The sequence below is a fragment of the Bradyrhizobium sp. CCBAU 11361 genome, assembly GCF_028128935.1.
Classification (GTDB): Bacteria; Pseudomonadota; Alphaproteobacteria; order Rhizobiales; family Xanthobacteraceae; genus Bradyrhizobium; species Bradyrhizobium niftali.
In genome coordinates this window covers 81886-102820 of record NZ_LBJZ01000193.1, presented here as the reverse complement: position 1 = coordinate 102820, position 20935 = coordinate 81886, and the positions used below count along the sequence as shown (strand labels likewise).

Sequence of the window (20935 nt, the reverse complement as noted above, 5' to 3'; positions counted from 1 at the left end):
GGAATGAGACATGAACTGGCTTCGCATCGGGTTGATCGGCCCAGGGGCAATCGGTGAAACGCACGCGCGGGCGATACGAGCGCTCGACGAAACCGTCTTGTCCGCGATCGCCGGCGGCACGCCCGAGCAGATTGCGGCGTGCACGAACGGCGAACCTGTTCCGACATTCGCGACCGCCGAGGCGATGCTCGCAAGTGCCGAGATCGACGCGGTCGTGGTCTGCACCCCGAGCGGCGCGCATCATGACGTCGCGCTTGCTGCGATCGAGGCCGGACGGCACGTGCTCGTCGAAAAGCCGCTCTGCGTCGATCCGGCCGAGGCCGCATCGCTGGTCCGCGCGGCCGCGCGCTCGCAACTGACGTGCGGCGTTGTTTCGCAGCGCCGTCTCGAACCGCAACACCAGGCGATCAAGGCTCTGCTCGACGCAGGTCATCTCGGACAGGCGCGCCTGATCGAGGCGGCGATCCATTGGTACCGCTCCGACGCATACTACGCGGAGAAGCCGTGGCGCAGCGAAGCGGAGCACGGCGGAGGCTCGCTGTTCAATCAGGGCGTTCACAATCTCGACCTGATGCTTTGGTTGTTCGGGACTGTGGACAGTGTTCAGGGCAAGATGGCAACGCTCGGGCACACACACGCCGTCGAGGACACGACAGCGGCGCTGCTCTCCTTCGCGTCCGGCGCGCTCGGCGTGATCGTGACAAGCACGGCACTGCCTCCGGGACGGCCGGCCATGCTTCGGCTGTTCACGGACCGCGGCAGTTGCGAACTCGGAAACGACAGCATCGTCCGCTGGGATTTTCCCGGCGTCGCAGAGCCGCCAAGTGCGGCCGGGGTTGGCAGCGCCGCCAGCGATCCCAAGGCCATCGGGATCGAAGGACATATCGCGCAATGGCGCGACTTCGCTCAAGCCGTCCGGGAGCGACGGTCACCCGCGAGCTCGTTCAGGGACGGATTCGAAGCTGCGAGATTGGTCGACGCCATCTATCGATCGGCCTCGGGAGGTCGGGCCATCAGCCCCAACGAAGTCGCACCTGAGGTCATTCATGCCGACGAGTAACTCCGAGACGCTCGACATCGCCATCATTGGCGCGGCCCACCCACACGTCGAATATATACTTTCGGAGATTGCGAACCGAACCGACGTCAAGGTCGTGGCCATCGCCGATCATGACGCGGCGCGACGCGCCGAGCTCGAACGACGCACGATGGCGCCCGGCTACGCCGATCCACATGCGCTTTTGGACGCGCATCAGGTTCGAGCCGCAGCGGTCTTCACCGAATTCGGCCTTCGCGCTCCGATCGTGGCCGAACTCTTGCGCCGCGGCATCTTCGCGATCGCCGACAAGCCGATGGCGGTGACCCTGCCCCAGCTCGCAGCAATCGAGGAAACTCTCGCCGGGCGCAATTTGCTGACGCTTCTGCTGGAAAAACGCTTTTATCCGGTCACCCTCGCGCTCCGCTCGATCATCGACAGCGGCGAACTTGGAGACGTCGTATCCATCACCGCAACCGGGCCGCACAAGCTCGTCCCGAGCCGTCGTCCCGCGTGGATGTTCGAACCATCGACCTATGGCGGCATCCTCGCCGACCTCACGGTTCACGACATCGATCTCGCACTTTGGCTGACGGGATATACCAGCGGTACGGTCAGCGGCTGGATATCACCGATCGCGGCTGCCGGCACGACGGACTTTCCCGCGCTGGGGCGTGCCATCCTCGCCTGCGACGGCGGCCCACAATTCGCGATCGAAGTCGACTGGATCCAGCCCGAAGCTTCGCCACGGCATGGCGACTATGCCATGCGGATTTCCGGGACAAAGGGGCGCGCAGACGTTCTATTCGCTGAAAATAAACTGCTCGTCGAGACGGCGACGAGACCCCTGCGCGAAGTCGACCTGCCCGCGGGCGTCTCGCCTGCCGGCTTCGTCTTCGATCATCTCGCCCGTGGCAAGACCTTGCAAATTCCGACAAATGAAGCCCTGCGGGCCACGCGCATCGCGATACTCGCTCAGGAGAGTGCGGCAAATGGCGGCAAGCCCATGCGATGGAGTTGAGATTCCTCGCGGGCAGGCAGAAATACCACCCAGCTTATGAGTTCTCAGGCGGAATGCGCCAGCGCGTCGAACCTGTCGATCTCGTCGACGCGGATGTAGTGCTGGCCGGCGTCGTTCCAGATCTCAACGCAATAGTCGCGCTCTTTGACGAGACAGATTATTTCATTGCGCCAACAAGAACATCTCGCAAACATCGTCAAGTCGTCGCACCGTGCGACGTCCGACCACGAAAAGCGTCGCACGAGACGCGCTTTGTTCCAGGGCCCGAAGTGGAAAAACCCTGCGCTAGCGGGGCTTTGGGATGGTGGGCGCACCAGGGCTCGAACCTGGGACCCGCTGATTAAGAGTCAGCTGCTCTACCAACTGAGCTATGCGCCCGAAAGGCGGTGAATGCCTTGCGAGGCCGGTCGTTTAGCAAAGCGATCCGGGTCTGGCAAGCGATGCGGCGAATGTTTTCCAAGGGTTCGTCGATAAGCCCTGAAATGCGAAAAGCCGCCGGATTCCAGCGGCTTCGCCAAGGTTAATCCCGGGAAAATCCGGGCTGGCTCAGAGCCGGCCGTCGCGATCCCGGTCCGGGCCGCCGTCACGGTCGAAACGGTCGCCATGGAAGTGGTCCATGCCGCGCTCCATCATGCGGTCCATGCCGCGTTCCATGAAATGGCGGTGCGGGCCGTCCTCGCCGCCGCCGAACGGGCCGCGGTGCCGGGTCAGTGCGGCGAGGCGCCGCTTCTGGCCCTCGTCCAGGGTCTTGTAGAGGGGATCGGCGGCATCGGCGATCTTCTTCAGGGCCGCGGAGGAAGCCCCCATGTCCTCGGCCTGCTGGCGCAGGCGGGCGACCGGATCCTCGGGCTTGTCGGCGGCGCCGGGGGCGGCGCTCATGCGCGCATTGGCGCGGTCGATGCGCAGCTTGGCGAACTCGCGCACGGCGGCCTCGACCGGCGGCCACAGCTTCTCCTGGTCGGCGCTGAGCTTCAGCCCGGCATGGACGGCGGCGATCCGCGCGTCGACGAAGGCGGCGCGGTCTTCCGGGTTCATGCGGACGTGGCGGAAGTGCTCCATCCACGGGCGATGAAATTGGGCATAGACCGCGCCCGAGCCGGCGATGCTGAGCACGGCGATGGCGGCGATGGTGAACTTCCTCATCCGAACCTCCTCTGGAAGGATGCCCTGAAGATGGGCGCCGCGCGCCCCGCGCGCAACTTACAACTTGGACAGGGAGGGCGTCCTGACGAGGATGTAACGCCTGATTTTACCTCCAGCCGCAACCGGAAATCATTCGCAACAAAAAGGGCTTCCGCGCCTGGCACGGAAGCCCCTTCATTCATGCATCGTTTAGGTCAGTTGGTCGTGCTCTTCGACTCCTTCAGGAATTCGTCGATCAGCGGCTGGCCGACGCGGCTCGCGGCGTCCTTGTAGACCGGCTCCATCGCCTTGCGCATCGCCTCGTCCTGCTCCGGCGTGAGCTTGATGATCTCGCTCTTGCCGCCCTTCTTGATCTCGGCCAGCGCGTCGTCGTTCTCCTTCTGCGACTGCGTGTTGTTGAAGTCGGTCGCCTCCTTCATCGCCTTCGACAGCTGCTCGCGAATGTCGGCCGGCAGATCGTCCCAGAACTTCTTGTTCACGATCACGACGTAGCCGATGTAGCCGTGATTTGTCTCGGTGATGTACTTCTGCACCTCGTGCATCTTCTGGGTATAGATGTTCGACCAGGTGTTCTCCTGACCGTCGACCACGCCGGTCTGCAGCGCCTGGTAGACTTCCGAGAACGCCATCACCTGCGGCAGCGAGCCGAGCGCCTTGAACTGGGCCTGCAGCACGCGCGAGGACTGGATGCGGAATTTGACGCCCTGGTAATCGGTCGGCGCGATCAGCTTCTTGTTGGCGCTCATCTGCTTGAAGCCGTTGTCCCAATAGGCAAGGCCGGTGATGCCCTTGGAGTCCAAAAGCTTGAGCAGACGGAGGCCGAGCGGGCCTTCCGTCACCTTGCGCAGCGTCTTCAGGTCGGGAAGGATGTAGGGCAGATCGAACACCTCGAACTCGCGGATGCCGAGCGGGCCGAATTTCGAATTCGACGGCGCCAGCATCTGCACGCTGCCGAGCTGGAGCGCCTCGAGCTCTTCCTTGTCCTTGTAGAGCGTCGAGTTCGGATAGACCTCGACCTTGACCTTGCCGCCGGTGTACTTCTCGGCGAGCTCCTTGAATTTTTCCGACGCCTTGCCCTTCGGCGTGTCGGTGGCCACCACGTGGCTGAACTTGATGATAACAGGCGATTGGGCCGATGCCGGCCCGCTCAGCGCCAAAGCCGCAATCGATGCCGCAGCCCAAATGAGTTTCCGCATGCTTCCTCCAGTACGTTTTTTTGTGGGGCACGGACCGCCGGCCCCAAGCCTTAAATTCTTGGGAGGCAGCTTTATAGGGAAGCAGGCTGAGGCGCCATTGCCCCTTAGCAGGGGTCTCCTTGCAAAAATGCTGTATCCGGGCGGAAAACGTCCGCGGCGGCGATCAACGAAAAACGCGGTGCCAAGGGCACCGCGTTTCCGCCGTTTCATCCGGAGCGTGAACGTTCAGCTCGCCGCGGCCGTCGTCACGGTGTCGCGCTGGCGCTTCATGACGATCTTGTTGAGCGCGCCGAGATAGGCCTTGGCCGAGGCCACCAGCGTATCGGGATCGGCCGCGCGCGCCGTCATCGCACGTCCCTCATGCGACAGCCGCACGGAGACTTCCGCCTGCGCGTCGGTGCCTTCGGTCACGGCGTGGACCTGATACAGTTCGAGCTTGGCCTCGTGCGGCACCAGCGCCTTGATGCAGTTGAACACCGCGTCCACCGGACCGTTGCCCTCGGCTTCCTCGATCTTGATCTGGCCGTCGACGTCGAGCTTCATGGTCGCGCGCTGCGGGCCATGGGTGCCGGCGATCACGGTCAGCGAGGTCAGCTTGATGCGGTCGTGCGACGCCGCCAACTCCTCGTCGACCAGCGCCTCGATGTCCTCGTCGTAGATGTCCTTCTTGCGGTCGGCGAGCGCCTTCATCCGCGTGAACGCATCTTCCAGCTGGTTCGGACCGAGCTTGTAGCCCATCTCCTCCAGCTTGTGCACGAAGGCATGACGTCCGGAATGCTTGCCGAGCACCAGCGAGGACTGCTTCAGGCCGACCATCTCGGGCCGCATGATCTCGTAGGTGGAGGCGTCCTTCAGCACGCCGTCCTGGTGGATGCCGCTCTCATGCGCGAAGGCGTTCCGGCCGACGATCGCCTTGTTGTACTGCACCGGGAACGAGGTCGCCGCCGACACCACCTTCGAGGCACGGGTCAGCTGCGTGGTGTCGATCTTGTTCCACCACGGAAACACGTCGTTGCGGACGTTGATGGCCATCACGACTTCCTCGAGCGAAGCGTTGCCGGCCCGCTCGCCGATGCCGTTGACCGTGCATTCGATCTGGCGCGCACCGCCGGCGATGCCGGCCAGCGAGTTCGCCACCGCCATGCCGAGGTCGTTGTGGCAGTGAACCGAAAACACCGCCTTGTCGGAATTCGGCACCCGCTCGATCAAGGTGCGCATGAAGCGGCTATATTCCTCCGGCGTCGTGTAGCCGACGGTGTCGGGAATATTGACCGTGGTAGCGCCAGCCTTGATCACGGCCTCGACGATGCGACAGAGGTAGTCCATCTCGCTGCGGGTAGCATCTTCGGCCGACCATTCGACGTCGTCGATCTGGTTGCGAGCGCGGGTGACATTGGCAATCGAGAGCTCCATCACCTGCTCAGGCGTCATGTTCAGCTTGACGCGCATGTGCAGCGGCGAAGTCGCGATCACGGTGTGCACGCGGCCGCGCTTGGCGAATTTCACCGCTTCGGCGCAGCGATCGATGTCCTTTGGATTGGCGCGCGACAGACCGGCGATCACGGAATTCTTGGAACGGCGGGCGATCTCGCTGACGGCCTGGAAGTCGCCTTCGGACGTGATCGGGAAGCCCGCTTCGATGACGTCGACGCCCATGTCGTCGAGCATCTCGGCGATCTCGATCTTTTCCTCGAAGGTCATGGTGGCGCCGGGGCACTGCTCGCCGTCGCGCAGCGTGGTGTCGAAAATGATGACGCGGTCCTTATCGGACTTGTTCGCGGGGGCCATTGCAAAATTCCTTTTGAGCTTGCGCGCCGTCAGTCTGCTGGGCGCTTGAGATGTCCGGTGATCTCGACCAACCCCTGAGCGCCCAGGCGCGTGGCGCCCAGCCGGCCCTCAGGGGCAAGTAAGAAGAAGCCCGCCAAGACGGAGGGTGGGCAGCAGCGCGGCCGGGATCGTGGCGGCGGCCAGAGCCACCTCCCCCGAAATCCCATCGATTTGGCCGCGAATCAGCATTGCCAGACCCTTTTGAGCCCTCAAATCCTCGGGCAAAACCGTTGACGGTTGGTTGCCGGGAGGCCCAATGCGGTTGTTTCTAGACGAGAAACAGGCGCAACTGCAACGCCAAAAGATGGTCAGGGGAACTGACCTACCATGGACGCGAGCGTGCTCCCGGCTATTGGGAAAAGCGCAACGAAGCCACGTCATTGGTGTCGTCCTGGCGAACGCTAGGACCCATACCGCGAGGTCTGTCCGTGGAGATCGATTGCAGTACAAGACGCGCCTTCGCCAAACCACTCCCTGGGATAATGGGTCCTGGCGTTCGCCAGGACGACGATGGGAGACATTTGCGCACAATTGCCTCAACGTCGTCATTGCGAGCGAAGCGAAGGAGTCTTTCCGCCGTGACAGTCTGGATTGCTTCGCTACGCTCGCAATGACGGAGCAAGGTGCAACGTCATAGTGATCCAACTCCCCTATCTAGGAGTTATCCCGTGCGGCGCGCGCGGGCCCGGCTTTCCCAGCGGTCCAGCATCTGACCGAGCTCGCCGGTGGCCATCGGCACCGCCTTGCCGGTTTTTGCGATCTCGTTGGTGTTGGCCGGCGCGTTGGCGTTGAGCCAATCCGGCTCGGTATACTCCCGCCAGCGGCGCGCCTCCGCCCGGCGTTTGCGGGAGACGTAGACGCGGGTGAAATAGCCGGCCACGAATGCGATCGCGAGCAGCATGACCAGTACGACGACAGCTAACACCATGAGTTCCGGCCTCTTTCCCCCGAGGAATGTTCTGCCAGCAACGCGCGCGAGGTCAAGGCTTGACAGGCCCTGAAACCGGTCCCGGTTAGCCGCGCACTGGCAGGACGAATTGTCGGCTCGGACTTTGCACAGCCGCAATGCGGCGATGTTGCGGCGTTCGCGACATCGCACGGAGGATGCGAACCTGCCCCTCGCAACCGGACGCGGACCGGACTAACCTTCGACCGTACGGCCGGATCAACCGGCCGGTAAACATGACCGGGAGGACGCGATGACACGCCAGGAGACTCGTGACCACGAGCAGCGTGACCAGGATGCTGCGCTTTCACGACGGACACTTGTCCGGGGGCTTGCGCTCGGTGCCGCCGCCACGATGGCCGGCCCGGCGCTGGCCCAGACCGGACCTGCCGCTCCGCCGACGACGATCACCACCCCGCCGCGCGATTTCGGCCCCAACGGCGCGCCGACCACGTATTTCTGGGACCCCGACATCATCGCGGTCGATCCGTCCTTCGAAGATCTCGCGCAGCCCAACACCGCGATCAAGCGCCTTCACACCGGCCTGTTGTGGGCCGAGGGCCCGGCGTGGAGCGCGCAGGGCCGTTACCTCTTGTGGAGCGACATTCCCAACAACCGGCAGATGCGCTGGACCGAGGACGACGGCCGCGTCAGCGTGTTCCGCTCCCCCTCCAACAACTCCAACGGCAATTCGTTCGACTTCCAGGGCCGTCAGCTCTCCTGCGAACATTTGACCCGGCGGGTGACGCGCTACGAGCATGACGGCACCGCCACGGTGCTCGCCGACTCCTATCAGGGCAAGCGGCTGAATTCGCCGAACGACGTCGCAGCGCATCCCGACGGCAGCTACTGGTTCACCGATCCGCCCTATGGCGGCCAGTTGTACGAAGGCGAGCCCGACGTCGCGGGCGGCCCGAGCAATTCTGGCGGCAAGCTCAATCCGCGGATCGGACAGCCGGCCGGCTTCACACCGGGCAAGCGCGAACTGCCGACCAACTGCTACCGCATCGATCCCTCAGGCCGCGTCGACCTCGTCGTCACCGAGGAGCAGGTGCCGGATCCGAACGGTCTGTGCTTCTCGCCCGATTTCAAGAAGCTCTACGTCGTCTCGACCGGCAAGGGACCGGGCGACAGCGGCCCCGGCGGCAAGGGTGAGATTTTCGTGTTCGACGTCGGGGCGGACAACAAGCTCTCCAACCAGAAGCGCTTCTCCGACTGCACGATCGACGGCGTGAAGTGCGGCCCGGACGGCGTGCGCTGCGACGTCAACGGCAATGTCTGGGCCTCCAGCAATGCGGGCCGCGCCGTCGGCTATAGCGGCGTGACGGTGTGGTCGCCGGCGGGCAAGCTGCTCGGCCGCATCCGCCTGCCGGAAGTGTGCGGCAACGTCTGCTTCGGCGGCCCCAAGCGCAACCGCCTGTTCATGGCCGCGAGCCAGTCGCTCTACGCCGTGTACACGGCGACGCAAGGCGCAGGTCCGGGCTGAGCGGCACAAGCCTCCAATTGCGAGACGGCGCCGGCGGTCCTCGCCGGCGCCGAATTATTTCCATCGCTCCGTCGATGCTTGAACCGGGCAACAGAGGTGACTTCCGGACAGAGCGCGTGATAATTGAGCCATGGCAGACAAAATTCGCGTCGTTGTTCTCTATGGCGGCAGGTCCGGTGAGCATGAGGTCTCGCTGAAATCGGCCGCTTCCGTATTCAGGCATCTCGACCGTACCCGCTTCGAGGTGATCCCGGTCTCCATCGACAAGACGGGCCGGTGGCAATGGAATGACCTTCGGACGCTCGATCAGGCGCACGCGGCGGCCTTGCCGATCCTGCCCGATGCGCCGGAGATGCGGCTCGCCAGGGGACCTGATGGACGCGGCGTCCTCATGCCGATCACGCAAGGCGCCGCCGACCCGATCGAAATCGACGTCGTCTTTCCGGTCATCCACGGGCCGCTTTGCGAGGACGGCACCGTGCAGGGCCTGCTGGAATTGGCCGACGTCGCCTATGTGGGATCGGGCGTTCTCGCCTCCGCCGTCAGCATGGACAAGGATGTCGCCAAGCGGCTCGCCGAATTCGCCGGCATTCCGGTCGCGCCCTATCGCGTGCTCACCCGCAAGGCCTACGTTCAGGACCGCAACTCATCGCTTGCGAAGGCGGTCGAAGGCTTGAGCCTCCCGGTCTTCGTCAAGCCATGCAACATGGGCTCCAGTGTCGGCATTCACAAGGTCAAGACACCGGATGCGCTCGAAGCGGCGCTCGATGATGCGTTTCGCTATGACGTCAAGGTGCTGGTCGAACAGGGCATCGACGCGCGCGAGATCGAGGTCGCGGTGCTCGACGGCGAGACGCTGTTCGCGAGCGTCGCCAGCGAGCTGAACCCCAACGCCCATCACGAGTTCTATTCCTACGAGGCAAAATATCTCGATCCCGATGGCGCTCGGGTCGACCTTCCGGCCAAGCTCGACGCGGCTCAGATGGAGCGCGTCCGGTCGCTCGCCACCCGGGTGTTCGCGGCGCTCGAATGCAGCGGCTTCGCCCGCGTCGACTTCTTCCTCGACCGGAAAACCGGCGAGTTCTGCTTCAACGAGATCAACACCCTGCCCGGCTTCACGTCGATCAGCATGTATCCGAAGATGATGGAAGCCTCGGGCGTACCGTATGGCGAGTTGCTAACGCGTCTCGTCAATCTGGCGCTGGACCGGCACGGGCAGAGGCAAGCTCTGGAGCGGGGTTACGCGAGCTAGTCGATCTCCGGTCGCTCCATGCCGGGCACACGGCCGCGCAAGGCGCGCGGGGCCGCGTTGAAGTAACACAGCGCGATCATGCCCGTCGCCTCCTGAGCGAGCGGTGGGCATTCCTGTCTTTCGCAGATGCGTTGTGCGGCGGCGCACCGCGTATCGACCTTGGGCGATGTTGACTTTCCGCCGTCCCGCTCCCCATACTTCGCAAAAAGATAACAACCAATCAAAAGACGGTCTTGAGGGAGGATAGGATGCCGACTTCACGCAGGCAGCTGCTGAAGAGCTCGGCGGCTGCTGCCGCCGCACTCAGCCTCGATTGGACAAGGGCCCAGGCGCAAGCCGAGACGTTGCGCATCGGCCTGATCTACGACCTCACCGGCCCGTTCGCCGCCGGCGGCTCGGTCGCCTCGTCAATCGGGGCGCAGATCGCGATCGATCTCGTCAACGAGAAAGGCGGAGTCGGCGGCAAGACCAAGATTGCTCCAGTCGCCGCGGATTCCCAGAGCAAACCCGACGTTGCGATCAACGAGGCCGAACGCCTGATCAGCCAGGAGAAGATCGACATCATCAACGGCGTCTATGCGAGCTCGCATGCGGTGCCACTCGCGGCGAAGGTCGAGCAGCAGAAGAAGATCCTCTGGATCACGACCGCGGTCTCGACCGCCGTGTTCAAGGACAAGAACCTGCAATACGTGTTTCGCGCGCAGATCCATTCCGACCAGTACGGCCAGGCCTTTGCCGGTTTCCTCGCCGAGCATGCGAAAGCAAAGCTCGGAATGGATCCCAAGGAGGTCAAGGTCGCGCTGATCCATGAGGACGGCCCCTACGGTGTCGGCGTCGCCGCCGCCGACGAGGCCTATGCCAAGGAGGCCGGCATCCAGGTGGTGCTGCGCGAGGGCTATTCGGCCTCGGCGCCCGATCTCTCGGTGCTGGTGACCAAGATCAAGCGGGCCAAGGCCGACGTGATCTCGCATGCCGGCTACAACCCCGACATCACCCTGTTCCTGCGCCAGGCCCGCGAGAGCGGTCTACGCTTCAAGATGCTGTTCGGTGCCGGCGCCGGCTACAGCCAGCTCGACAAGCTGCGCGCCACTTTTGGTCCCGACATCGACAATTTCTGCAACATCGATCCGGTACCGGCGCAGCTGCTCGATCCGGCAAAGCTGGCGCCAGGTATCGGCGATCTGACCACCGCCATGGTGGCGCGCTACAAGGCCAAGACCGGCGCCACCGACGTGCCGCCGCATTGCTCGATGGGCTTCAACCAGACCTGGGTGCTGCTCAACAACGTGCTGCCGGTCGCCAAGGAAAAGTACGGCAGCTTCGAGCCCGAGGCGATCCGCAAGGCCGCGCTCGACGTCGACATCCCCGCCGGCGGCACCATCCAGGGCTATGGCGTGAAATTCTTCCCGCCGGGCACGCCGCTCTCGGGCCAGAACGAACGCTCGACGCCGGTCGTGATGCAGAACGCCGGCGAGCACATCTCGGTGGTGTGGCCGACGAACATCCGCACGCAGGATCCGGTGTTTCCGCTGCCGAAGGGCTCGACTTACGGGACGTGAAGGGCGGCGCTGGCGGTGCACCCTCTCCCCTTGTGGGAGAGGGTGGCTCGCCGCGCAGCGGCGAGACGGGTGAGGGGTTTTCCGCGCGCACGCCTCTCGCATTTGAGCTTGCGGAGACAGCCCCCTCATCCGGCGCTTCGCGCCACCTTCTCCCACAAGGGGAGAAGGATTGGCAGTGTGCCAGAGGCTAGCTCAGCGAACTCATCGCCTACAGCAGCACCCGCCGCCCCTCTTCCGCGGCCCAATACCCCGCGTAATTCACCTTGATCGTCTCGTAGGCCAGGGCGAGGTCCGACAGCGGCTGCCGGCCGGTCGCGGCGCATTCCATGAAATCCTGGATCTCCTGCAAATACCCGCGCGTCCACTCCTCCTCGAGGCGGACATATTGCCAGCCGGTTTTGCGGTCGACCTTTTCGGTGATGTAGACGTTTGCGAGCTTCTCCTCAGAGGTCTGGTAGCTCATCAGATGCGTGTTCGGCGTGATGTTGGCGAACAGCGAGCCGCCGGACGTGTAGGTTTCGACCAGATTGCGCACGCCGCCCATGATCATGTCGCCGGAAAACACGGTGGCCTTGGTGCCGTCGGAGAATGTCGCCGTCAGCGTGCCCCAGTCCTCGACATCGACGGGGTTGGCCTTGATGTAGGTGCGCTCCTCCGGCTTCAGGCTGGCTGTGACGTTGCCGACATCGCCGGTGACGCTGGCGACGCGGATGGTTTCGCCGCGCGCCCTGGCTTCAACCTGTTTCAGATAGAGCACGGCGGAGAGCGGGTGACAGCCCATGCGGATCAGCGAGCCGCCGCCCGTCATCGCCCATTGCGCGGCATGCGCCGCGTGCGAGCCGGAATGGCTCTCCTCGCCCTTCATGAACAGGATCTTGTCCCTGGTCGCCTTGATGATCTCCGCGGTCTTGGTTACTGCGGCCGCGTAGATCCAGTCCTCGGCATACATGAACAGCTTGCCGGTGCGCTCGATCGCGGCGCGCGTCGCGTCCATCTCCTCGAGCACGCGCTCATACATCAGCGCCTTCGGCACGTGCTTGCCGATCGGCTGCTGGTCGCCCTCGCGGCCGAAATAACCGGCAAAGGGCTTCTCGCAGATCACGTGCTTGCCGGCCTGCATGCTGGCAACGATCATCCCTGCGTGGAGATTGGGCGGGGTGCAGATGTCGATGACGTCGAGCTCGCGGTCGGCGATCAGCTCGGCGAAGCTGCGATAGACGCGCGGGATTGCGTGGCGGCCGGCGAATGCGACGACATGGTCGCCGCGCGCGGCCACCGCCGCGACCTCGTCGTCCACGCCATAGACGCGCCGGAACGCGTACATGTGCAGCTCCGACACGAAGCCGCAGCCGACGAGTCCCACCCTGATCCTGGCCATAGCGCCCCCTCACCGATGCTTTGGGCGGCACTATAGCGCGCTTGGAGGCCTATTCCACCGAGACGCGCACCACGCCGGCGCTCATCATGCCGAGCGCGCGGGCTGCGGGCACCGAGAGATCGACGATACGGCCGCGGATGAAGGGGCCACGATCATTGACGCGGCATTGGATCGAGCGGCTGCCGTAGGACACCCTCAGCACGGTGCCAAATGGGCGCGTGCGGTGGGCACAGGTCAGCTCGGAACCTTTGCCTTTTCCGTACCCGTAATATGAGGCAAGTCCGCTTTCGGCATGCGCCAGAGAAAATGTCGCAAGACAAAATAATAAAGTGGTCAGCGCTCGCACGGCACCGCTCCCCGGTTGGCCCTGCCCGTGCTGCAAACGTCGCCTTGTTCCCCGAAGTTCCGGGAACACTGCCGGGTCACCCCGGCAGTGCGATCACACATTGTTACTGTTTGTGAAAGATCAGCGTGCGCAGCTCGATACTCTCACGCGGCGGCGCATCGGCGGGCGTGGTCGGATCGACGAAGGCGGTGTGGGGCCCGAAGCGGGTGCGGCCGTCGGTCGTCGAGTCGTAGCACTTGAGCAGCAACGCCTCGTCCGGCGTCATCTCCGGGAAATAGAACCAGCGGTGGTTCGGATTGTATTTCACCGAATAGGTCTCGCCGCGGCGGTTGGGATAGATCAGGTCGGAGGCGACAAGATCGTCCGGCGCGACCGTGGTGCCGTCGGCCATCGCGAGCGGCGAGTCGCGCAAGGGACCGCGGATCGGCCGCCACAGATTGATCACCTGCACGCGCCCCTTCAGCAGCTCGTCGGCCTCGTCAGGCAGATGCTCGCGCACGCGGTTGGCGCCGGAGACGGCGGTCTGGTCGACATGGACGCGCGTCGCCGGCTGGCGCGGACCACCATCGCGAATATCGGCAGCGCCCTCGACGCGCTTGCGCACGGTATGGTCAAAAATGAGAACGCGATCGGCCTTCAGCGTCGCCCGCAAGAAGGCCTCGACGGCGGGATAATAGACCGCCCTCACCTCCGCGTCGTCGTAGAAGTCCTTCACCTGGGTTGGATGGCGCACCAGCGCAAAGCCCTCGCGATCGAGCGAGATGTTGTTCGCGATCAGCCGCGCGTCGAAGATCGGCACCTGATGCGGCTCCGGCAGCGACGTGCTTTTCGGCTCGCCCAGCGGCGGATCGAAGGCGTAGGTGCGCGGCTTGCCCGGTGTCGGCGCGAGGTAGTTGAGTTCGGCGGTGACGAAGGGAAGCGATTCGATTCTTGTTTCTTGCAGGCCCATGGCCGGTCTCCCGATGTGGTCGTCGGTTTGATTTTTGGCGGGGCGCGCGCGGCTGCAAGGGAGGTGGTGCAAATAGCAATGTCACTGTCGCCGTTAGCGCAAAATGCAGAAGGAACATTCCGAGGATGGTCCTACGCGCACTGCTCCCCTTCTCCCCTTGTGGGAGAAGGTGGCGCGAAGCGCCGGATGAGGGGTATCTATCCGCGAGCTCAACAGGGAGATATCAGTGCGCGGAGAGAGACCCCTCACCCGTCTCGCCGCTATCGCGGCGAGCCACCCTCTCCCACAAGGGGAGAGGGGAAGAAGCAGCGCTACACGCTGCAGCGCGTCCGGGACACGACCGCTGCCTACAACCCCGCCTTGGCGATCGCGTCCGCAAAGGAGCGGTCGACGATCTCGGCCGCATCGAGCTTCTGCCTGATCAGGCCCCAGCGGAAATAGAGGTCGATCGTGCCCTGCTCGTCCGCGACCACGCCGTCATCGATTGGCGCGATGCGGATCTTTGCGCGCGACAGCCAGTTGAGCGGCACGGCGGTCGGGATGTTCATCAGCCGGCCCCAGGTCGCGGCATAGCTGTCGACGTTGTTCAGCGACCAGGCCCGCGCGGTGGTCAGGCGGCGGATGAAGTCGGTCAGCTCGGTGCGCTTGTCGCGGATGGCGTCGGGCCGCGCCACCTGGAAGCTCAGGCCCGGCGTCAGCCCTTCCGAGGTGATGATGCGGCGCGATTTGAACAGCACCTCCTCCTGGCTCACGTAAGGCTCCCAGGTCGACCACGCATCGACCGAGCCTTGCGTGTAGGCGATCTTGGCATCCGATGGCGCCAGGAACGCGATCTGCACGTCGGACGCAGCCCAGCCGTTCTTCTCGAGCGCGGCGAGGATCAACTGATGGCCGATCGAGCCGCGACCGGTCGCGATCTTCTTGCCGCGCAGGTCGGCGAAAGTCTTGATCGGCGAGTTCTCGGGCACGAGGATGGCGAGCCCCTCGCGCGTCTGCCGGATCGCGGCGATCGCCTTCACCGGCGCACCGGAGGCGGCGGCGAAGGTGAAGGGCGCATCGCCAACGAGCCCGGTCTCGATCGCACCGGCGCTGAGCGCCTCGAGCAACGGCGCTGCGGCCGGAAACTCCTTCCACTCGATCTTGTAGGGGACATCCTTGAGCACGCCTGCCGCTTCCATCACGGCCTGCGCATTGCCTTTCTGGTCTCCGACGCGGAGCGTGGTCTGCGCTGCCGCCAGCTCCAACGAACCGAACAGCAGCGCACCGGCCAGCATGAGGCGGATCATTCCGCGGCCTCGCCGCGAACGGCCCGGCGCTTGGCGACGAGTTGGCGCGTGAGCGGGATCAGCTCACGGCCATATTCGATGGTATCGGGAAGCGGATCGAAGCCGCGGATCAGGAAGTGGCTGACGCCAAGGTCGTAGTAGTCGCCGAAGACCTCGGCGACCTGCTCGGGGGTGCCGACCAGTGCGGTGGTGTTGCTGTTGGCGCCGGTAAGCTTTGCGATCTCGGTCCAGAGCCGCTTGTCGATCCGGCTGCCCTGGTCGGCGAGCGCGAGCAGGCGCCGTGCGCCGGCGGTGGCATGGCCGTCGGCGGGCTTGCGGTAGCCGGTCTTGTCCTGAAGCGCGGTGGCCCGCGCCAGAATCTCCTCCGCCTTCTCCCAGGCCTGCTTTTCGGTGGGCGCAATGATCGGCCGCACCGAGAGGCTGAAGCGCGGCGTCGGCCGGCCCTGCCGGACCGCGGCGTTGTGAACGCGGGAGGTGACGTCGCGCACCTGGGCATAGGATTCACCCCACAGCGCAAAGGTGTCGGCATGCTTGCCGGCGACATCGATCGCGGCGTCGGAGCCGCCGCCGACGAAGGTGTAGATGCCACCCTTCTGCAGCGGCTTCACCTGCGAAAAGCCGTTCTCGACTTTGTAGTACTTGCCGCTGTAGTTGAACGGCTTCTCGCTGGTCCATTCCAGCCGCACCACATCGAGGAATTCGCCAGTGCGGGCGTAACGCTCGTCCTTGTCGTCGAGCGTGTTGCCGTCCTGCCTGAGCTCGGTCGCATTGCCACCGGTGATGACGTGCAGCGAGACGCGGCCACCATAGAATTGGTCGAGCGTCGCGAGCTGGCGCGCCAGCAGCGTCGGGGCGGTGAAGCCTGGACGCTGCGCGATCATGACCTTGAGCGATTTGGTGATGGTGAGGACATGCTGGGCGACCTGCAACGCATCCGGCGTCGTCGAATGGAACGCCAGCAGCGCACGATCGAACCCGGCAAGCTCGTGCGCCTTCGCCACTGTCTCGATATAGGCCGGATCGAGCACCGGACCCTGGCGCACGATGGTCTCGGAAGCGTTGCTGTTAGCGATAAAGCCGATGAACTCGACCGACATGGTCGTCTCCCTGATTGTTTTGCGGAAAGGCTAGAGGCCCAATGCGGCACGGCCGAGGCCGACGCGCGTGGAATCGTCCTGCGGCGTGTGCACGCGACCGCACAGCACGTCGCGATAGTGCCGCTCCAGCGGATTGGCGCGGGAGAGGCCGTGATTGCCGGTGAGCGACAACGCGTCCTCGACGGCGGCCACCGCGTTGTTGGTGACGGAGAGCTTGATCACGTTGGACTCGGCCGCCGAAAGCTCGACACCGTCGTCGAAATCACCGGCAAAGGAGGCGATCAGCCGCGCATTGACCGCGAGCCGGGCCTCGATGGCGCCGAGGATCTCCTGCGCGCGGGCTAAGGTCGCAAGCGGCGCGCCGTGGCTGGCGGGAACGCGTTGCTTCAGGAACGAGATCAGCCAGTCGCGCGCGGCGCGGGCGACACCGTCATAAATCGCGGCAACGAAGATGGTGTGTACCGTGGCCTGTGTGACGTCCGGCGCGCGCCAATCAACAGGTCTGCGAACATCGACCTCGGCATCGAGCGGGATCACGACGTCGTCGAAAATCACGTCGTGGCTGCCGCTGGCACGCAGGCCATGATGGTCCCAGGTCTCGACGATGCGGCTGCCCGGCAGTCCTGCCGGCACCAGGAACTGTCCGACCCGCGGCTCGGCCTCGTCGGTCCGGGCCCAGACCAGATACCATTTCAGGATCGGCGAACCCGTCGAATAGATCTTGTGGCCGGTCAGGCGCCAGCCCGTCTCGGTCCGCCGCGCGATCGTCGCTGGCAGGCCGCCGCGCGCGGGCGAGCCGAGTTCGGGCTCGACGCGCAGCGCATTGACGAGCGCGAGGCCTTCGACGGTCTCGCGCGCAAGCTTGCGCGACAGCCGCGCCGGCCAGGTCGGGCTACGCGCCATGACGAGATGGTTGATGTAGTGCATCGACAGCACCAGCGCGGTGGACGGATCGGCCTTGCCGACGATGCCGATGACGCGCGCGGCGTAGCGTGCGCCGGCGCCGGCCCCGCCATGAGCTGCCGGAACCGTCAGCGACAGCAGGCCGGCCTCGGAAAGCTCGCGAAAATTCTCGAACGGAAAGCTGCCGGTACGGTCGTGCTCGGCCGCGCGCGCGGCGAAAGCTTCGGCCAGCGCCTCGGCACGGGCGATATAGTCGGGTTCGCTATGAGCCGTGCGGCCCTTGGCTATAGAGGTCACCATGTGGCATCCAATCCCAGAAGGCCGAGGATCTGGCGGCGCAGGTCGGCCAGATACGGGTCGCCGCGATGACGCGGATAGGGCCGGTCGACGCGGATGTCGGCTTCCACGCGCGCGGGGCGATCGCTGAAGACAATGACTCGGTTGGCGAGCACCAGGGCTTCCTCGGCATCGTGCGTCACCAACAGCGTGGTAAACCCCTTGCGCTGCCAGAGCGAGACGAGCTCGGCCTGCATGGTGATGCGGGTGAGCGAGTCGAGCTTGCCGAGCGGTTCGTCGAGGATCAGGATTTTGGGATCGTTGACCAGCGCACGCGCCAGGGCGACGCGCTGCGCCATGCCGCCGGAGAGCTGGTGCGGATAGGCCTTCCGGAAGGACGACAGCCCGACGAGATCGAGCGCATCGTCCACGCGCTGCCGCTGGCTCCTCAGGATGCCCTGGGCCTCGAGGCCCAGGGCGACGTTGTCCCAGACCGACCGCCAGGGAAACAGGGTCGGATCCTGGAACACGACGACGCGGGAGGGATGCGGCCGGGTGATGCGGGCCTCGTCCTCACGCAGCGTCCCTGCCCTGGGCTTGTCGAGACCCGCGACGAGGCGCAGCAAGGTCGACTTGCCGCAGCCGGAGGGGCCGAGCAGCGCGACGAACTCGCCCGACTCGACCGAGATGCTGACGTCGCTGAGCACCAGCAGCTCGGCACCGTCGATGTCGAAGGCGTGGCTGACCTGCTCGATGTCGAGCGCGGCGCCGGCGGCGGGATGAGTGGCGACTTCGGCCAGTGCGACTGTGGCTACCATTTCACGGTCCCCTTCTGCCAGACCAGCAGGCGGTCGCGGATCGCGAACAGCAGCGTGATCGCGCCGGAGCAGAGCAGCGACATCACGATCAGCGCTGCGTACATGTTGGCGTAAGCGGCCCAGCCCTGCGCCCATTGCAGGTACCAGCCGAGGCCGGCCTTGACGCCGATCATCTCGGCGACGACCAGCACGGCGAAGGACGAACCGAGCCCCATGAACAGGCCGACGAAGACATGCGGGAGCGCGGCGGGGATCGCGACCTTCAGCACCAGGAAGGACGGCTTTGCGCCCAGCGTGCGCGCGACGTCGTAATAGGCGTTGCTGACGCTCGCGACACCCGACCAGGTCAGCACGGTGACGGGGAAGCCGGTCGCGAGCGCGATCAGGAAGGTCGAGGCACTCCAGCTCGACGGGAAGCTGAAGAATGCGATCGGCAGCCAGGCGGTCGCCGGCAGCGGGCCGATGAAGCGCAGCACCGGATGCACCCAATAGCCAACCGCGCGCGACCAGCCGATCGAGACGCCGGTCAGGAAACCGACCGTGGCGCCGATCAGATAACCGCCGAGCTGGAGCTTGACCGAAGCGAACACGCTGTCGAGCAGCTTGGGCAGGTCGTCGGTGTAGACCTCGATGATCGACTGCGGCGGCGGAAAGAAAGGCAGCGGCAGCCAGGCGAATTTTGCGGTGGCGACTTCCCACAAGGTCAGGAAAGCACCGAGCGCGACGAGCCAGGGCGCGCGCTGGTGCAACGCCTTGCCCGCCGAGCCGAGGTAGTCCGCACCGACGGTGCCGAACAGCGCGACGGCCGCGATGACGAAGGCGGCAATGCCGAGCGAATGCGTGCGCGACCAGTCGCCGACATCGTCCCACCACAGGCAGGACAGGCCGAAGGCGATCCAGGCGACGCTGGCGAGAATGCCGACGCCGGAGTCCCGTACCCAGGTCGCGAGCAGCGGTGCGCGCGAGAGGCGCGGCGCGCCGGAGGCGAGGCCGTCAGACAGCGAATACGTCGACATAGATGCGCTCCGCGAATTTGGCAGTATCGGTGCTCTGCTTGAAGACCTGCACGCTCTTCAGGTCGTCGGCATAGGCCTTGAGCTCGCGCTTCAGCACCTCGCCGACCGGATGATGGTGATGGGTGTGGTAGCGCACCATGCCCTCGATATCGGCGAGCGTCGCCGTCTTCGGCGCGTAGGGCTGGAACGACTTCGCCGTGACGGACGGATTTTGCGAGGTGAACATCGCGGCATCGAGCAGCGCCTGCGTGATGGCGCGCGCGACCTGCGGCTCCTCGCGCACCAGGCTGCCGCGCAGGCCGAGGATGCAGCAGCTCTTGTCGCGATATTCGCCATCGAGATTGGAAGCCACCTCTTTGTACTGGGTGTCCTTGAGCCAGAGATAGCCAAGCGGATCAGACGACAGGAAGGCCTGCACCTCGCCCTTCTCGACCGCGACGTTGAGAAGGTTGCCGGGATAGGCGCGCCAGTCGACGTCCTTGACCGGATCGATGCCGAGCCGGGCGAGCTGGATCGAGAAGAAGTTCTTGTCAGGACCGGCGAGGTCGCCGACCGCGACGATCTTGCCCTTGAGATCGGCGAGCTTGGCGACGCCGGAATCGTTGCGCGTCAGCACGCGCATGCAGCCGCCATGGGTGCCGGCGGCGATCTTGACGTCAAAGCCCTGCTCCAGCGGCTTCAGCCAGCGCAGCGCCATGCCGAGGCCGGCATCGCTCTTGCCGGTCGCGATCGCCTCGAGCAGCTGGTCGGTCGATCCGGAATAGTTGACGAGCTCGACGTCGAGATTGTGCTTCTGGAAGAAGCCGTGCTCGATGGCGACCGGGACCGGCGCGAGGCACACCGCGCCGGCGTTCCACGACAGTTTCAGCTTGCGCGGCGCGCCGGTGAGCGCTGGGCTATCTGCCGCCGTCCGGCACAGCGGGAACTCCGAGAGGTCGACACCGGGCGCGATCGCCTGTGGCGCAAAGGCCTGCGCGCCGAGCGCACCCAGCGGCGCGGCGAAAGCGGCAGCGAGCCCCGCCTGGAGCAGGTGACGTCGATCGAGGCTCGATCCGCCGCGCTTGTTCTCGTTGTTCATCGGCCCCTGGCTCCTGCGCTGGCACGGCTCCGCCATTCGCGCAACGGATGACGTTGCGCATGTTCCGTGCGGAGCTGCGTTGAGAGAATATCTTTTCAGCGGCGCTTCCCGCGCCGCGTTGATGCGATGCGCAAATCATGCGGCGCGCCTGCCGCATCGTCAATGAAATGGAATTTCGAATGTGGCGCGAGGTAAAGTCATTCTCTCCACCGGCGCGTGCAGGAACGATGAAACGATTTCCGCCGATGCATCGGTTGGCAGAGAGCCCTTGCGACTCTTTCCCCTGCTTCATTCCTGCGCAGCATCGGCCGCGCACGCCGCA

19 protein-coding genes and 1 tRNA gene are annotated in these 20935 nt (G+C 64.9%); 5 read left to right on the top strand and 15 right to left on the bottom strand.

Translation table 11 applies throughout. The annotated features are described in order from the left end of the window. Window positions 1-10 precede the first annotated feature (10 nt). Both XI08_RS33520 and XI08_RS33515 read left to right on the top strand, forming a co-directional pair. Window positions 11-1060, top strand: coding sequence for a Gfo/Idh/MocA family protein (locus XI08_RS33520; RefSeq protein ID WP_271577674.1), 1050 nt, complete (start codon window positions 11-13; stop codon window positions 1058-1060). Next, entirely contained in the window at window positions 1047-2057 is a 1011-nt protein-coding gene (locus tag XI08_RS33515) for a Gfo/Idh/MocA family protein (protein ID WP_271577673.1), read from the top strand. Before XI08_RS33520 ends, XI08_RS33515 begins: the two co-directional genes overlap by 14 nt. 44 nt (window positions 2058-2101) lie before the next feature. Here XI08_RS33515 and XI08_RS33510 read toward each other — a convergent pair whose 3' ends face one another. From XI08_RS33510 to XI08_RS33485, 6 genes are all read right to left on the bottom strand, one after another. Continuing rightward, complete coding sequence (locus tag XI08_RS33510; RefSeq protein WP_271577672.1) at window positions 2102-2257, bottom strand: hypothetical protein; 156 nt, start codon at window positions 2255-2257, stop codon at window positions 2102-2104. A gap of 102 nt (window positions 2258-2359) precedes the next feature. After that, a tRNA-Lys gene (locus tag XI08_RS33505) sits at window positions 2360-2435 on the bottom strand. A gap of 168 nt (window positions 2436-2603) precedes the next feature. After that, window positions 2604-3200 (bottom strand): Spy/CpxP family protein refolding chaperone, encoded by a 597-nt coding sequence (locus XI08_RS33500; RefSeq protein ID WP_271577671.1) that lies wholly within the window; start codon window positions 3198-3200, stop codon window positions 2604-2606. A gap of 194 nt (window positions 3201-3394) precedes the next feature. Then, complete coding sequence (locus XI08_RS33495) at window positions 3395-4396, bottom strand: TRAP transporter substrate-binding protein (protein ID WP_271577670.1); 1002 nt, start codon at window positions 4394-4396, stop codon at window positions 3395-3397. Window positions 4397-4621: 225 nt separating this feature from the next. Next, window positions 4622-6184 carry a 2-isopropylmalate synthase gene (locus XI08_RS33490; protein ID WP_027548421.1) on the bottom strand — a complete coding sequence of 521 codons (1563 nt, stop codon included), beginning with the start codon at window positions 6182-6184 and terminating at the stop codon, window positions 4622-4624. Window positions 6185-6884: 700 nt separating this feature from the next. Continuing rightward, window positions 6885-7148: a hypothetical protein gene (locus XI08_RS33485; protein ID WP_271577781.1), complete on the bottom strand. Its 264-nt coding sequence runs from the start codon at window positions 7146-7148 to the stop codon at window positions 6885-6887. Window positions 7149-7422: 274 nt separating this feature from the next. Between XI08_RS33485 and XI08_RS33480 the strand changes: the two genes are divergently transcribed. From XI08_RS33480 to XI08_RS33470, 3 genes are all read left to right on the top strand, one after another. Next, window positions 7423-8655: an SMP-30/gluconolactonase/LRE family protein gene (locus XI08_RS33480; RefSeq protein ID WP_027548423.1), complete on the top strand. Its 1233-nt coding sequence runs from the start codon at window positions 7423-7425 to the stop codon at window positions 8653-8655. 130 nt (window positions 8656-8785) lie between these two features. Further along, window positions 8786-9907 (top strand): D-alanine--D-alanine ligase family protein, encoded by a 1122-nt coding sequence (locus XI08_RS33475; RefSeq protein WP_271577669.1) that lies wholly within the window; start codon window positions 8786-8788, stop codon window positions 9905-9907. A gap of 248 nt (window positions 9908-10155) precedes the next feature. Further along, entirely contained in the window at window positions 10156-11466 is a 1311-nt protein-coding gene (locus XI08_RS33470; protein WP_271577668.1) for an ABC transporter substrate-binding protein, read from the top strand. A 208-nt stretch (window positions 11467-11674) separates the two neighbouring features. Here XI08_RS33470 and XI08_RS33465 read toward each other — a convergent pair whose 3' ends face one another. The 9 genes from XI08_RS33465 to XI08_RS33425 form a co-directional block, all read right to left on the bottom strand. Beyond that, complete coding sequence (locus XI08_RS33465; RefSeq protein WP_271577667.1) at window positions 11675-12844, bottom strand: Gfo/Idh/MocA family protein; 1170 nt, start codon at window positions 12842-12844, stop codon at window positions 11675-11677. A gap of 49 nt (window positions 12845-12893) precedes the next feature. Next, complete coding sequence (locus XI08_RS33460; protein WP_027547860.1) at window positions 12894-13190, bottom strand: septal ring lytic transglycosylase RlpA family protein; 297 nt, start codon at window positions 13188-13190, stop codon at window positions 12894-12896. 103 nt (window positions 13191-13293) lie between these two features. After that, on the bottom strand, window positions 13294-14139 hold the full coding sequence (locus XI08_RS33455; RefSeq protein ID WP_271577666.1) for a CmcJ/NvfI family oxidoreductase: 846 nt from the start codon (window positions 14137-14139) through the stop codon (window positions 13294-13296). A gap of 347 nt (window positions 14140-14486) precedes the next feature. Next, window positions 14487-15425 (bottom strand): ABC transporter substrate-binding protein, encoded by a 939-nt coding sequence (locus XI08_RS33450; RefSeq protein WP_271577665.1) that lies wholly within the window; start codon window positions 15423-15425, stop codon window positions 14487-14489. Next, entirely contained in the window at window positions 15422-16522 is a 1101-nt protein-coding gene (locus XI08_RS33445; protein ID WP_271577664.1) for an LLM class flavin-dependent oxidoreductase, read from the bottom strand. The genes XI08_RS33450 and XI08_RS33445 overlap by 4 nt, the downstream gene beginning before the upstream one ends. Before the next feature lie 30 nt (window positions 16523-16552). Beyond that, window positions 16553-17725, bottom strand: a complete 1173-nt coding sequence (locus XI08_RS33440) for an acyl-CoA dehydrogenase family protein (RefSeq protein ID WP_271577663.1) — start codon at window positions 17723-17725, stop codon at window positions 16553-16555. Next, complete coding sequence (locus XI08_RS33435; RefSeq protein ID WP_271577662.1) at window positions 17719-18519, bottom strand: ABC transporter ATP-binding protein; 801 nt, start codon at window positions 18517-18519, stop codon at window positions 17719-17721. Before XI08_RS33435 ends, XI08_RS33440 begins: the two co-directional genes overlap by 7 nt. Continuing rightward, window positions 18513-19535, bottom strand: a complete 1023-nt coding sequence (locus XI08_RS33430) for an ABC transporter permease (RefSeq protein WP_271577661.1) — start codon at window positions 19533-19535, stop codon at window positions 18513-18515. Before XI08_RS33430 ends, XI08_RS33435 begins: the two co-directional genes overlap by 7 nt. Beyond that, entirely contained in the window at window positions 19513-20613 is a 1101-nt protein-coding gene (locus XI08_RS33425) for an ABC transporter substrate-binding protein (RefSeq protein WP_271577660.1), read from the bottom strand. The genes XI08_RS33430 and XI08_RS33425 overlap by 23 nt, the downstream gene beginning before the upstream one ends. Window positions 20614-20935 lie beyond the last annotated feature (322 nt).